Annotated in this window: 13 protein-coding genes; 8 read left to right on the top strand and 5 right to left on the bottom strand. The window is 63.2% G+C overall.

Going from position 1 to position 14,155, the window contains the following annotated elements:
• The first annotated feature begins 109 nt into the window (after window positions 1-109).
• Entirely contained in the window at window positions 110-1,663 is a 1,554-nt protein-coding gene (locus tag ACWPWQ_RS06580; protein WP_454009331.1) for a methyl-accepting chemotaxis protein, read from the top strand.
• Window positions 1,664-1,753: 90 nt separating this feature from the next.
• On the opposite strand, the gene ACWPWQ_RS06575 is transcribed toward ACWPWQ_RS06580, so the two are convergent.
• Window positions 1,754-3,346: an ABC transporter substrate-binding protein gene (locus tag ACWPWQ_RS06575; protein WP_429107620.1), complete on the bottom strand. Its 1,593-nt coding sequence runs from the start codon at window positions 3,344-3,346 to the stop codon at window positions 1,754-1,756.
• A gap of 87 nt (window positions 3,347-3,433) precedes the next feature.
• On the opposite strand from ACWPWQ_RS06575, the gene ACWPWQ_RS06570 reads away from it, so the two are divergent.
• The 6 genes from ACWPWQ_RS06570 (at window position 3,434) to maiA (ending at window position 9,018) form a co-directional block, all read left to right on the top strand.
• On the top strand, window positions 3,434-4,078 hold the full coding sequence (locus tag ACWPWQ_RS06570) for a TIGR01621 family pseudouridine synthase (RefSeq protein WP_454009330.1): 645 nt from the start codon (window positions 3,434-3,436) through the stop codon (window positions 4,076-4,078).
• Window positions 4,075-4,725: a haloacid dehalogenase-like hydrolase gene (locus tag ACWPWQ_RS06565; RefSeq protein WP_454009329.1), complete on the top strand. Its 651-nt coding sequence runs from the start codon at window positions 4,075-4,077 to the stop codon at window positions 4,723-4,725. Before ACWPWQ_RS06570 ends, ACWPWQ_RS06565 begins: the two co-directional genes overlap by 4 nt.
• 236 nt (window positions 4,726-4,961) lie before the next feature.
• Entirely contained in the window at window positions 4,962-6,095 is a 1,134-nt protein-coding gene (gene hppD / locus ACWPWQ_RS06560) for a 4-hydroxyphenylpyruvate dioxygenase (protein ID WP_454009429.1), read from the top strand.
• 50 nt (window positions 6,096-6,145) lie between these two features.
• The gene (locus tag ACWPWQ_RS06555) at window positions 6,146-7,297 is read left to right on the top strand and encodes a homogentisate 1,2-dioxygenase (protein WP_454009328.1); all 1,152 of its coding nucleotides are present in this window, start codon (window positions 6,146-6,148) and stop codon (window positions 7,295-7,297) included.
• Window positions 7,298-7,307: 10 nt separating this feature from the next.
• Window positions 7,308-8,306: a fumarylacetoacetate hydrolase family protein gene (locus ACWPWQ_RS06550; protein ID WP_454009327.1), complete on the top strand. Its 999-nt coding sequence runs from the start codon at window positions 7,308-7,310 to the stop codon at window positions 8,304-8,306.
• Window positions 8,307-8,379: 73 nt separating this feature from the next.
• Entirely contained in the window at window positions 8,380-9,018 is a 639-nt protein-coding gene (maiA, locus tag ACWPWQ_RS06545) for a maleylacetoacetate isomerase (protein WP_202045994.1), read from the top strand.
• Between the two features lie 78 nt (window positions 9,019-9,096).
• On the opposite strand, the gene ACWPWQ_RS06540 is transcribed toward maiA, so the two are convergent.
• From ACWPWQ_RS06540 to ACWPWQ_RS06525, 4 genes are all read right to left on the bottom strand, one after another.
• Entirely contained in the window at window positions 9,097-9,597 is a 501-nt protein-coding gene (locus ACWPWQ_RS06540) for a thioredoxin family protein (RefSeq protein WP_454009326.1), read from the bottom strand.
• Window positions 9,598-9,779: 182 nt separating this feature from the next.
• The gene (gene asnB, locus ACWPWQ_RS06535) at window positions 9,780-11,444 is read right to left on the bottom strand and encodes an asparagine synthase B (RefSeq protein ID WP_429160023.1); all 1,665 of its coding nucleotides are present in this window, start codon (window positions 11,442-11,444) and stop codon (window positions 9,780-9,782) included.
• Window positions 11,445-11,637: 193 nt separating this feature from the next.
• Window positions 11,638-12,006, bottom strand: a complete 369-nt coding sequence (locus ACWPWQ_RS06530; RefSeq protein ID WP_429107626.1) for a cupin domain-containing protein — start codon at window positions 12,004-12,006, stop codon at window positions 11,638-11,640.
• 114 nt (window positions 12,007-12,120) lie between these two features.
• Window positions 12,121-12,870 (bottom strand): HAD-IIA family hydrolase, encoded by a 750-nt coding sequence (locus ACWPWQ_RS06525; protein ID WP_005302324.1) that lies wholly within the window; start codon window positions 12,868-12,870, stop codon window positions 12,121-12,123.
• Between the two features lie 201 nt (window positions 12,871-13,071).
• Between ACWPWQ_RS06525 and ACWPWQ_RS06520 the strand changes: the two genes are divergently transcribed.
• Complete coding sequence (locus ACWPWQ_RS06520; RefSeq protein WP_454009325.1) at window positions 13,072-14,091, top strand: adenosine deaminase; 1,020 nt, start codon at window positions 13,072-13,074, stop codon at window positions 14,089-14,091.
• The last annotated feature ends 64 nt before the right edge of the window (window positions 14,092-14,155 follow it).

The raw sequence follows: 14,155 nt of genomic DNA, 5'->3' as shown, positions 1-14,155 counted from the left end.
GGATCCAGAGGTCGGTCTCTCAGTCATCCCCACTGCCTGAGGGGCCGCGTTGGCCTGGCTGCCATGGCTTGACTACGCTAACTGAGTTATCAAACAAGAGGCGTGCGCCATGAACAGAACCCAGATTCATCTCGTTGATGAAGAGGTGGATTTTCCGTCCAGTGAACAGTTGGTCTCCACCACGGATCTTCAGGGGGTCATTACTTATGCCAATGACCACTTCTGCCGGGTGGCGGGATACAGCAGGGCAGAGATGATAGGCCAGCACCACAACATGGTGCGCCATCCTGACATGCCCAAGGCGGCCTTCGCCGATCTCTGGGGCAAGCTGAAGCAGGGCAAGCCCTGGCGCGGCATGGTGAAGAACCGCTGCAAGGATGGTCGCTACTACTGGGTGGATGCCTATGTCACCCCCATCTTCGAGCAGGGACGGATAAGCGGCTACCAGTCGGTGCGCAGCCGCGCCGAGCCCGGGATGAAAGTCGTCGCCGCCCGCACCTACGCCAGGCTGAAGGCGGTGGAGCGGGGGGAGCGCAAGGGGGGCCTGCGTCTGCGCCCCGTGCGCCATGGGGTGGCCATCGCCGGGCTGCTGCTGATGCTGGCGGCGGGCGCCTATCTGACGGGGCCCCTGGGGGCCCTGTTCATGCTGCTGCCGCTCTTGTGGCTCGGCCTCCTCTATCGTCATACCCTCATCACCACCCCCCGTTACCTGAGCCAGCTGGCCGAAGAGTATGACAGCCTGACCCGGCTCATCTACTCGGGGGATGAACCCAGTGCCATCGCCGACTTCCACATCAAGCTGCTGCAGGCCAGGATCCGCACCGTGCTCGGGCGGGTGGACGACGCCACCCTCTCCCTGCAGGATCTGGCGGTCCATCTCAAGACCGCCTCCAGCGAGGCGAACGCCGACATCGCCGAGCAGGACATCCAGACCCAGCAGGTGGCGACCGCCATCACAGAGATGGCGGCGACGGCCCACGAGATAGCCCGCAACATCCAGGAGACGGACAACCAGATTGCCCAGGCCAAGGTGCATTGCCAGCATACCGACCAGCAGCTGGAGGATACCCAGCACAGGGTCACCGAGCTGGCCACCCAGGCCGAGCACGCCTTCACGGCGGCGGTGGCGCTGGCGGAGGAGTCGGACCGCATCGGGATCCTGATGAGCGAGATCCAGGGGATAGCGGATCAGACCAATCTGCTGGCCCTCAACGCCGCCATAGAGGCGGCCCGGGCGGGAGAGCAGGGGCGCGGCTTCGCCGTGGTGGCGGACGAGGTGCGCACCCTCTCAACCCGGACCCACAAGGCGACCGAGCAGATCCAGGGCAGCATAGGGCAGATCCAGCGCACCCTGAATGGCTGGAAGGGGATGATGCAGCAGAATCTGGAGCAGACCCAGTCCTGCGTGACCCTGACCCGGCAGGGTTCACAGAGCCTGCACCAGGTATTGACCGAGATAGAGCGGGTGGTGGATCTGTCGACCCAGATCTCGGCGGCGGCGGAGGAGCAGCAGGCGGTGGTGGAGGACATCAGCCGAAACGTCAACGTCATCTCCCAGCACTCCCACGCCAACAGCAACAAGATGCACGACATGGATGCCTCGAGCGACATCCTGCTCACCAAGGCGCGCCAACTCAAGTCCCTGGGGCAGACCTTCGGCTGACGGCCGCCTCGAGCAAACACAGGATGACAAAAGGCCACCTTAGGGTGGCCTTGTTGCATGGGCGCTGCGGCGAAGTGGGTTAGGCCGCCGTCAGCTCGTCTGCTCCGCCAGCGCAATGAAGCCGCCGCTCTTGTCGCAATACATGGCCCTGTCCGCCTGGATCAGCCACTGCTCGGGGCTCCAGCCCCGCTGGTAGTGGCTGACCCCTATGCTGATCCCGACCTGCATGGCCTGGCCATTGACCACGAAGGGGGCCTGCATGGCGTGCCGGATCACCTCGGCCACATCCTGCGCCTGGGCGCTGCTGTAGCCGGGCAGCAGCAGGATGAATTCATCCCCCGCCAGCCGGGCAAAATAGCACTGGTGGCCGATGGCGTCATGGAGCCGGTTGGCCAGCTGGCAGAGGATGGCATCCCCCTGACTGTGGCCGAAGTTGTCATTGATGCGCTTGAAGTCATCGAGATCGCAAAACAGCAGGCAGCCGGGATCCTCGAGTTGAACTTGCTCCTTCAACTGCTCCATCAGGCTCAGGCGATTGGGCAGGCCGGTGAGGGGATCGAGGCGAGCCAGCTGCAGTATCTCCTGCTCGCGCAACTTGCGCAGGGTCACCTCCCGATTGAGCCGCTTGTTGCTGACAAGCAGATAGAGGGAGAGCAGCAGTATGAGGGCGCCGACCCCCAGGCTCAGCAAGAACCAGGGGCGCCAGAAGATCCACTGCGCGGAGGGGGCCTGATAGAGCAAGCGGGTCAGCGGCACGGCCCTCGGAACCAGGCCTATCTCGACCAGCTGCTGCATGATGTGGGCGAAGCGATCCGGATTCATATACCCGATCTCCACATAGAGCGGCTGTATCATCTCCTTGCTCATCTGCAGCTCGTACTCCATGTGGGCCTGACTGCGGTTGACGCCATACTCCTTGCGCAGCAGGTCGATGGCCTCCGCCGGGTGGGCGAGGGCGTAGCGCCACCCCTTGAGGCTGGCGGCCCTGAACTTTGCCACCCGCTCCGGGTTGACGCGCTCCTCGTTCTGGGTAGTGAACAGGATGTCGCTGTAAAAATCGATGCCGTAGTTGCGCGGATTGATGACGGAGACCGAGATGCCGCGCTCCTCCAGATAGAAGGGCTCGTTGCTGAGATAGGCGTTGAAGATGTCGATCTTGCCCGCGATCAGATCGTCTATGTTGACCGAGGTGGGCACAGGGATGAGCTGGCGTTCGTGCAGCCCCTGATAGTAGAGGGTGGCGAGCAGTTCGGCATCCTGATGGCCGGGGAACATCATGATCCGTTTGCCACGCATGTCCGCAACGGTGAGAATGCCGCTGTCGCGACGGGCCAGGAAGATGGAGGGGGAGTGCTGATAGACGCTGGCGAGGGCCAGCAGGGGTTCGCCATTGGCGTAGCTGGTGAGCACCTCTGTGTTGCCGACGCCAAAGTCGGCGCGCCCGCTGAGCACTTCCTGGACCGGGCTTATCCCCTTGCCGCCGGGCCTTATCTCGACATCCAGTCCGGCATCGGCATAGTACCCCTTCGCCTTGGCCATGTGATAGCCCACGAACTGGGGTTGATGCAGCCAGCGCAACTGCAAGACGACCCGATCCGGAGGCTCATGGGGACGGTCACTTGCCATGACAGGGGAAGCGTAACTGGCGCCAAGCAATAGCAGCCAAAACAAGTATCTCTTCATCCGTGCGATTCTTGTGCTGAGGATCCATGGGGTGGCCAGCAGGCCCGCATTCAACTTGTTAACAAATCACATTCTAAAGGGTTATAGATGTACCGGATACAGTTGCAGCACAAAGATTTCATGGTGATCAACAAGGGCCCCGGCCTTGGCATGCACGACGAGGGGGGTGAGCCTGGGCTCGTCAATCGGGTCAAGATGGATACCGGCCTCGAACTCTATCCGGTCCATCGCCTCGACAAGATGACCTCGGGACTGGTGCTGCTGGCCCGCACCCCGGAGGCGAACCGCGCACTCAGCATGGCCTTTGCCGCCCGGGAGGTGAGCAAGCAGTATCTGGCCCTCTCCGATCGCAAGCCGAAGAAGAAGCAGGGGTGGATCAAGGGGGACATGGAGAAAGGGCGTGGCGGCAGCTGGATGCTGGCCCGCACCCAGGAGAACCCGGCCATCAGCTGGTTCGATTCTGTCTCGGTGCGGGAGGGGCTGCGGCTCTATCGCATCAAGCCCCGGACCGGCAAGACCCACCAGATCCGGGTTGCCTTGAAAAGCGTGGGGGCCCCCATCCTCGGGGATGTGCGCTACGGTGGCACGGCCGCCGATCGCGGCTATCTGCACGCCTGGCGCCTGCAGTTTACCCTGGCGGGGGAGGACTTCGACCTCGTCTGCCCGCCGGATGAGGGGGCGCTGTTCCTCCTGCCCGAGCTGCACACCGCCATCGCGGGATTGGGCGAATGACCAGCTCCCGCGCGGCGCCCGGCTCGGGCTGGATCCTGGCCGATTTTGACGACACCCTGGCGCCCGGGGACAGTCACGCCGGCCTGCTGCGCTTCATCCTGCGCCGGCGCCGCTGGCCACTGCTGCTGCTGCCGGTGATCGCACTGGGTAGCCTGGTGTATCTGGTGCCCAGCCTGCGCCGTCAGGGGATCTCGCTTATCTGGTGGGCCATCACCCTGGGGCTCTCGCCGCCGGGCTGGCGCCAGCTGGTGCGGGCCTATTGCCACACACGGCCCGGGCTCTTTCGGGAGGCCCGCTCCCTGCTGATGGCCGAAAGGGCGCGCTGCTGGGTCATCTCCGCCAGCCCCCGGGCCCTGGTCCGAGCCCAGCTCCATCGACAGCTGCCAAGGCTTCCCCATCGCATCACAGGCTCGCGGATGGGCTATCGCCTTGGCGGCCTGGTGCCGCGTTTTTATTGCCACGGCCGGCACAAGATCCTGCCCGAGATCCGCGCCCTCAGGGTGACGCTGGCCTTGAGTGACAGCCTGCACGACTTGCCGCTGCTGGCGCTGGGGCAGCAGGCCTGGCTCATCAACCCCGACGTCCACCGGCTGCAACAGGCCAGGCTCCAGCTGCCCCATCTCGAGGTGAAAAACTGGCACCTGTAAGGCAAAGCTGACAGCCCGGCGGTGCGTCGTGGGGCTGTCCGCAAGGCTTAGGTCGAAATGTCACAATCTATTTACATCTTTTGGCACTGACCCTCGCCAAACTATCTGAAACCCGCCTCTTCTCTTCTGCTTCGCTCCTGCCTCTAATGAAACAAGTTGTTAACAACGCCGTCCGGGCTGCCTGTCGAGCCTTCCCGGCGTGACCCGTTTCGTTATCAGTCCATCGCAAGGAGCGCATCATGACGACCTCTTCTTCCCCTTCTCGCAGCATCAATCCCCTCGGCACCGATGGGTTCGAATTCGTCGAGTACACGGCCCCGGATCTCAAGGGCATTGCCGCCCTCAAGGCGCTGTTCGTTTCTCTTGGCTTTGCCGAGGTGGCCAGGCACAAGCACAAGCAGTGCTGGCTCTACCGCCAGGGGGAGATCAATTTCGTGGTCAACGCCGAGCCTCACTCCCAGGCGGAGCAGTTCGCCAGCCTGCACGGGCCCAGCGTCTGCGGCATGGCATTTCGGGTGGCGGATGCGGGCCGTGCCCAGCAGTACGCCATCGCCAAGGGGGCCAAGCCCTTCGTCGGCAAGATAGGGCCCATGGAGCTCAACATCCCCGCCATCTACGGCATCGGCGAGAGCACCCTCTCCTTCGTCGACCGCTACGGCGAGCAGGGCTCCATCTACGATGTGGACTTCGTCTTCTACCCCGACTGGCAGGCGCGCATGGCCGAGGTGGATGCGGGGCTCTACGAGATCGATCACCTGACCCACAACGTCCATCGCGGCAACATGGACGTCTGGTCCAACTTCTACGAGCGGATCGGCAACTTCCGGGAAATTCGCTACTTCGACATCGAAGGCAAGCTGACCGGCCTGCATTCCCGCGCCATGACGGCCCCCTGCGGCAAAATTCGCATCCCCATCAACGAGTCCTCAGACGACAAGTCCCAGATAGAGGAGTACCTGCGCCAGTACAAGGGGGAGGGGATACAGCACATAGCGCTCGCTTCAAGCGACATCTACCAGACCATCCGCACCCTGCGTGGCCGCGGCACCGGCTTTATGCCGACCCCGGACACCTACTACGAGAAGGTGAACAGCCGGGTGGAGGGGCATCAGGAGGATCTGGAGGCGCTCAAGGCGCTGCGAATCCTGATCGACGGCTCGCCGACGAAAGATGGGATCCTGCTGCAGATCTTCACCGACACCGTCATAGGCCCGGTGTTCTTCGAGATCATCCAGCGCAAGGGCAACGAGGGGTTCGGCGAGGGCAACTTCCAGGCACTGTTCGAATCCATTGAACTGGATCAGATCCGTCGTGGGGTGCTGAGCGGGGCCGAGCAGGGCGAGAGAAAGGGAGAGCCGAGCGATGCGTAACCATATGGGCGATCGCCCGCCGGTATCTATGTCATGGGAGGCACACAGCCATGCGTAACTGGATAAGTTTCCCCCACCGGGAGGGGACCCACTCCCGCCAGGCCCACGCCGATCTGCCCGAGCAGGCCATCTACGAGCGCGAGCTCGGGCGCAGCGGCTTCTTCGGCCCCGCCACCCACATGCACCACAAGCATGCCCCCACCGACTGGAGCCACTGGGAGGGGCCGCTGCGGCCGCGGGCGTTCGACTTGAATGAGCTGCAGGAGGAGGTGAGCTCCCTCTCTCCCTGGGTGATGCCGGATCTGCTCAGCAACCCCCACTGCCGCTACCGGATGTGGCGCCTGACCGAGACAATGCCGTTTCTGGTGCGCAACGCCGACGGCGACGAGCTGTTGTTCATCCATGAGGGGGGCGGGGAGTTCTACTGCGACTACGGCCACCTGACCTTGCGGGATGGCGACTATGTGGTGATCCCCCGTGGCACCATGTGGCGCATCGAGCCCACGGCGCCCCTGTTCATCCTGATGATAGAGGCGACCGAGGACAGCTATCAGCTGCCGGACAAGGGGCTGGTGGGCAACCACGCCATCTTCGATCCGGCGGCCCTTGACGTGCCCGCCATCAACGAGCGCTTCCTGGCCCAGCAGGACGAGAATCCCTGGTCGCTGCAGGTCAAGCGCCACGATCAGGTCTCTGTCATCACCTGGCCCTTCAACCCCCTGGATGCCCAGGGCTGGCACGGGGACTTGTGCGTGGTGCGCCTCAACTGGCGGGACATCCGCCCCCTGATGAGCCACCGCTACCATCTGCCGCCGTCGGCCCACTCCACCTTCGTGGCGAGCCGCTTCGTCATCTGCACCTTCGTGCCGCGCCCCATAGAGAGCGATCCCGGGGCCTTGCGGGTGCCCTTCTATCACAGCAACGACGATTTTGACGAGGTGCTCTTCTACCACGCCGGGGACTTCTTCAGCCGGGACAACATAGAGCGGGGCATGGTCACCTTCCACCCCGCCGGTTTCACTCACGGTCCCCATCCCAAGGCCTTTGCGGCGGGGCAGGCCCACGCCAAGACCTTCACCGACGAGGTGGCCGTGATGCTCGACACCCGGGATGCCCTGGGAGTCGGCCAGATCTGCGAGGGGATAGAGAATCCCCACTATGTGTCCAGCTGGCAGCGGCCAGACGGCACCCCCGGCAAATAAGGAATTCGATATGAAATTGGCAACCTTGAACAATGGCAAGCGCGATGGCGCCCTGGTGGTGGTCAGCCGGGATCTGACCCGGGCGGTGGCCGTGGCCGACATAGCCCCCACCCTGCAAGGGGCGCTGGACGAGTGGAGCGATCTCGCCCCCCGGCTGACCGCCGTCTATCAGGCCCTCAACGACGGCGCCTGCGCCGATGCCTTTCCCTTCGATGAGACGGCCTGTCTCTCCCCGCTGCCCCGCGCCTACCAGTGGGCTGACGGCAGCGCCTACGTCAACCACGTGGAGCTGGTGCGCAAGGCGCGCGGCGCCGAGATGCCGGAGAGCTTCTGGCACGATCCCCTGATGTACCAGGGGGGCTCCGACAGCTTCCTCGCCCCGCGCGGCCCCATCGTCATGGGGTCGGAGGAGTGGGGCATCGACTTTGAATCTGAGGTGGCCGTCATCACCGACGACGTGCCCATGGGCACCAGCGCGCAGAAGGCCGAGGAGCACGTCAAGCTGCTGATGCTGGTCAACGATGTGAGCCTGCGCAACCTCATTCCCGGGGAGCTTGCCAAGGGCTTTGGCTTCTTCCAGTCCAAACCCTCCAGCAGCTTCTCGCCGGTGGCCATCACCCCGGACGAGCTCGGCGGCGACTGGCAGCAGGGCAAGGTGCATCTGCCCCTGGTGACCCAGCTCAACGGCGCCCTGTTCGGGGAGCCGGATGCAGGGCTGGACATGACCTTCAACTTCTTCGAGCTGATCGCCCACGCGGCCAGGACCAGACCCCTGGGCGCTGGCTGCATCATAGGCTCGGGCACCGTCTCCAACTATGACAGAAGCCGGGGATCCTCCTGCCTCGCCGAGCGGCGGATGCTGGAAATTATCGAGTCAGGTCAAGCCACTACACCCTTTCTTCGCTTTGGTGATACAGTGTCCATCGCGATGCAGGATCGCAACGGGATGAGTCTGTTTGGCACCATTTTGCAACGGGTCACGCAAGGGGGCGCCAGTCAGACGAGCTAGCAAGGCCTGGGCCGGCCAGGGTCGGCCAGGCGACACGGCAGGTGGCGCACACCTGCCACCATAGGGACATAATATGCTGCAGTTGTTTGGATATTGGCGTTCATCGGCCAGCTTTCGCGTACGTCTGGTGCTGCAACTCAAGGGACTTGGTTATGAGCAGCACCCGGTCAATCTGAGACAGGGTGAGCAGAAAGAGAAGGCCTATCGCCGGGTCAATCCCCAGGGGCTGGTGCCTTTTCTCATCGACGGGGATGTGCAGCTGGGTCAGTCAGTGGCCATCATGGAGTACCTCGACGAGACCTATCCGGCCTACCCCCTGATGCCCTCAGCTCCCGAGGAGCGGGCCAGGGTGCGCCAGATAGTCAACATGATCGCCTGCGACACTCACCCCCTCAACAACCTGAGGGTGCTGAACTACCTGGAGCAGGAGCTGGGGCAGGGCAAGACGGCGCGCGATGCCTGGTATCGCCACTGGATTGACGAGACCTTCACCGCCCTGGAGCAGCTGCTGATGACCACCGCCGGCGTCTATTGCGTGGGCAACGAGGTGACCCTGGCGGACTGCATGCTGGTGCCCCAGGTCTATAACGCCCGCCGCTTCAACATGACGCTGGATGACTACCCCACCATCGCGCGCATCGTCGCCAACTGCGAGCAGTTGCAGGCCTTTATCAAGGCGGCTCCCGCCAATCAGCCGGATGCGCAGGCCTGACTCTTCCCCGTGATAAACAACAAACACCCCGCACCGTCAGGCGACAGTGCGGGGTGTTTGCATCATGGCCTGGGCTTGTCAGCTGCGAGCATCCTGGCGCTCAAAGTAGCCGATAAACTTGCCAAACCTGGCCTCATCGTAACTCTTCCCCTTCTCCAGCAATCCGGTATTGAAGGATTCGAGCAGCTTGCCTTTGGCGTCCAGCACGTAGAAGTGGGGCACCCCCAGATATTCGGGATAGGCCTTGAGGAAGGGGGCGTTCTTGTTCTGCTCGCTGACGTTCACCTTGACCACCACGAAGGTCCGGTTGAACTGGTGTGCAAGCTCGGGCTCCCGGTCCAGGAAGCGGTTCATCTCCTGACACCAGCTGCACCACTCGCCCCCCACCAGCAGCAGGACCTGCTTGTCCTCTTGTTGCGCCTTGGCGGTGGCGGCCAGCAGATCCTTGGCGGGATCCCGTGTCTCGTCATAACCCTGGCTGTAATCGGGCAAGCCCCTGGCCCAGAGGTGGTCACCCGCACGGGCGGCGCCGTTGAACAGCAGGGTGCCCAGCACCAGGGGCAGTAACAGTCGTTTCATCGTCTCTTCCTTGTATTGTCGTTGTTGCTTCCAAGCCGGAACAATGTGACACGAGCGAGCCCCTTCGCCAAGCGGCAAGCAGAGAAGGGGAAGGCAAAAAAGCGGGAATGAAATGGCAGAAAACAACAAAGCCCCTCGAGAGAGGGGCTTTGTTGTTTGGTCGGGCGCTGTCCGCTTGCGGATCAGTAGCTCTGCTGGTGGACGTCCATCACGGCGCGGCCTGAGGGGTCGGCCATCTCCTTGAACTTGGCATCCCACTCCAGGGCGGTCGGGGTAGAGCAGGCGACCGACTTGCCGTAGGGTACGGTGCGGGCGGCGGACTCCAGCGGGAAGTGCTCGTCGAAGATGGCGCGGTAGAAGTAGGCCTCCTTGGTGAGCGGGGTGTTGATGGGGAAGCGGAATGCGGCCGCCTCGAACATCTGATCCGTCACTTCGGTCTCGACCATGGCTTTCAGGCTGTCAATCCAGGAGTAGCCCACGCCGTCGGAGAACTGCTCCTTCTGACGCCATGCCACTTCGTGGGGCAGCAGCTCCTCGAAGGCTTCCCGCAGGATGTGCTTCTCGATCTTGCCGTTGCCGCACATCTTGTCGGCGGGCTGCAGGCGCATCGCCACGTCCATGAACTCCTTGTCGAGGAAGGGCACGCGGCCCTCCACGCCCCAGGCGGCCATGGACTTGTTGGCCCGCAGGCAGTCATACAGGTGCAGGGAGGCGAGCTTGCGCACGTTCTCCTCGTGGAACTCCCGGGCGTTGGGGGCCTTGTGGAAGTAGAGGTAGCCGCCGAACAGCTCGTCGGAGCCTTCCCCCGAGAGCACCATCTTGATGCCCATCGCCTTGATGTAGCGGGCCATCAGGTACATGGGCGTGGAGGCTCGTATGGTGGTGACGTCATAGGTCTCGAGGTGATAGATGACGTCCCGCAGGGCATCCAGCCCTTCCTGCACGGTGAAGTGGATCTGGTGGTGTATGGTGCCGAGGTGATCGGCCACCTTGCGGGCGGCTGCGAGATCCGGCGAGCCTTCCAGGCCGACGGCGAAGGAGTGCAGCTGGGGCCACCAGGCTTCGCTCTTGCCATCGTCCTCTACCCGGCGGGCGGCATAGAGCTTGGTAATGGCGGAGATGACGGAGGAGTCCAGACCACCGGAGAGCAGCACGCCGTAGGGCACGTCACACATCAGCTGGCGCTTGACCGCCGCTTCCAGGGCGGCCTTCAGCTCGGCCTTGTCGCTGACGTTGTGCTCGACCGCGCCGTACTCCATCCAGTCGCGTTTGTACCACTGCTTGAGCTCGCCATCCTTGCTCCAGAGGTAATGTCCGGGCGGGAAGGTCTCGACGCTCTTGCACACCGGCACCAGGGCCTTCATCTCGGAGGCGACATAGAAGTTGCCGTGCTCGTCGCGGCCGGTATAGAGGGGGATGATCCCCATGTGGTCGCGGCCAATCAGGTAGGCATCCTGCTCGGCGTCATAGAGGATGAAGGCGAAGATGCCGTTGAGATCGTCCAGGAAGGCGGGGCCCTTCTCCTTGTAGAGGGCGAGCAGCACCTCGCAGTCGGAGTGGGTCTGGAACTTGAAGTCGACCTTGAGGTGCTTCTCGAGTTCCTTGTGGTTGTAGATCTCGCCGTTGACGGCCAATACGTGAGTGCGCTCGGGGTTGTAGAGCGGCTGGGCGCCATTGCCCGGATCGACGATGGCCAGGCGCTCGTGCACCAGGATGGCCTTGTCGGAGCTGTAGACGCCGGACCAGTCAGGCCCGCGGTGACGCAGTCGCTTGGACATCTCCAGGGCCGATTTGCGCAAGGTGGCGGAGTCGGTCTTGATGTCCAGAATGCCGAAAATAGAACACATTGGCGGTAATCCTCTTGATTTTTATATGAGCCCCCCACGTTCGGGCTCGAAATTCCATTTACATTCCTCGCCAATCACAATGCCTAGCGTAAAAACCTTTTGCAAGCGGGAAAACCGCACAAAATCATGCCGCCAACGTCAAGTCGGCGGGTGAGAATGGTGTCGACAACGAGGGGCTTGCTTGACGTGCGCGTCAGGTCGCGGCGGGTTCGAAGATCACATAGAGCTTGCGGCAGGCCACCAGGGTCTCCCACTCGCCGACGAAGCCCGCCGGGATGACGAACTGATCCCCCGGCTTGAGGTGCAGCTCGCCCCCCTGGCCGTCGTGGATCCGCGCCTCGCCCTCCAGCAACTGGCAGTATTCGTGCTCTGTGTAGCGCACGGCCCAGCGCCCCGGCTCGCAGGCCCAGAAGCCCACGTGAAACTGCTGGCTGGGGTCCGAATAGTGGTTCCAGAGGGTCTGGCTCGGGTTGCCGGCCCGGATCCGCTCGGGGGCGGGCATCAGCGGGGTGGGGGAGACGGGGTGCTGGTCCAGCAGGATCCAGTCGTTCAGGCTCTTCATGGTGCGTCCTTGGGGTGGCGAGGGGAGCGTCCTGCTCCCGTTTAGTTTGTTTAACAATGTTGCGCTTACGTTAAACGATGTGCGCCACCTTGCCAAGGGGGCCAAGGAAGGGGATCAGACGATATCGATGTCCACCACGGAGTCGAAGATGTGATTCGGTCTGAACGGCATGCGGTCGATGTCCGCCACCTTGCTCACCCCGGAGAGCACCAGCACCGTCTCGAGGCCGGCCTGGAAGCCCGCCAGTATGTCGGTGCGCAGGTTGTCGCCGATGATGATGGTGTCGTCGGAGTGGGCCTCCATCCGGTTGAGGGCCGCGCGAATGATCCAGGCACTCGGCTTGCCCACGTAGAACGGCTTCTTGCCGGTCATCCGCTCGATGGGGGCGCAGAGGGCGCCGCAGGCCGGGTGCATCATGGGGCCGTGGGTATCCGGGTTGGTGGCGATGAAGCGGGCCCCCTGATCCACGAACTTGGCCCCCAGCTGCATCATGGTCCAGTTGTAGTTGCGGGTCTCCCCCACCACCACGAAGTCGGGGTCGATGTCGGTGATGGTGAAGCCGGCCTTGTAGAGCTCGTGGGTCAGGGCCCCTTCGCCAATCACATAGGCCTTCTTTCCATCCTGGCGCTTGAGAAAGTCGGCGGTGCCCATGGCGGAGGTATAGAAGCACTCCTCCGGCACCTCGATCCCGGCGGAGCGGAAGCGGTTTTGCAGATCTTTCTGGGTCTGGGCCGGGTAGTTGGTGAGGAACAGGAGCTTGCTGCCCTGCTCCAGCAGGCGATGGACGAAACGGTCGGCGCCGGGCACCAGATCGTTGTTGTGCAGGATGACGCCGTCGATATCACAGATGACGCTTTTCTTCATGGAAACTCCTTGTAGGGGGAGGTGGTTGCCAACCTCGAATGTCTTCAATCACTTATGGCTTTTTTGTGCCGCCATTATAAGGCGCTTTGATGACAAGTCTCCCCCGGCGCGCCAGATGGGTGCACAATGACTGCAGAGGGAGGGCGCCGTCGGCGCCTGGACTTGCCTTAACCATCAGGCGCTGACGATGGAGCCGTCATCATGGAGAACTTTATTGCCGGCTTGCCCAAGCTGGAGCTGCACCTGCATATCGAGGGTACCCTGGAGCCCGAGCTGCTGTTTGCCCTTGGCCAGCGCAACGGGGTGACCCTGCCCTGGCCCGACGTCGAGAGCCTGCGGGCCGCCTATGAGTTCGACTGCCTGCAATCCTTTCTCGATCTCTACTACCTGGGGGCCAGCGTGCTGGTCACCGAGCAGGACTTCTTCGACCTCACCTGGGCCTATCTTGAACGCTGCGCCGCCGACAAGGTGGTGCACGTGGAGATCTTCTTCGATCCCCAGACCCACAGTGCCCGCGGCATTCCCTTCGAGACGGTGCTCGGCGGCATAGAGCGGGCATTGCAGCAGGGGGAGCGGCAGCTTGGCATCAGCTGGCGACTCATCATGAGCTTCTTGCGCCACCTGAGCGAAGAGGATGCCTTCGCCACCTTGCGCGAGGCCGAGCCTTATCTGGCCCGGCTGCACGGGGTCGGCCTGGATTCGAGCGAGCTCGGCAATCCGCCAGGCAAGTTTGCCCGTGTCTTCGCCCGGGCGAGGGAGCTGGGGTTGCCTGTGGTAGCCCATGCGGGGGAGGAGGGACCGGCGGCCTACATCTGGCAGACCATCCAGGAGCTGCAGGTCAGACGCATCGATCACGGGGTGCACTGCGCCGAGGATCCCGAGCTGGTGCGCTACCTGGCCGATACCCGGCTGCCGCTCACCGTCTGCCCCCTCTCCAACGTACGGCTCAGGGTGTTTGACACCATGGCGGATCACAATGTGCTGACCCTGCTGGAGCAGGGGCTCTGCGTCACCATCAACTCCGACGATCCCGCCTATTTTGGCGGCTACATGGGGGCCAACTTCCAGGCGCTGGCGAACAGTCTCGGCGCCACGCGGGAGCAGCTCTGCCGCCTCTCCCTCAATGGGGTGGAGGCGAGCTGGCTGAGCCTGGCCGACAAGGTGAGGCTGACCCAGGAGATCAGGGGCTATGGTGCCTGCCACGGGGTGGCGCTCTACTAGGCGCCTGACGTTCAACAACAACGCGCCCGCCGATAAGGGCGGGCGCGTGGCACCGAGGCTAGGC

It is taken from the genome of Aeromonas sp. Marseille-Q7275 (assembly GCF_965119515.1).
This window is presented reverse-complemented; position numbering and strand designations above follow the sequence as displayed.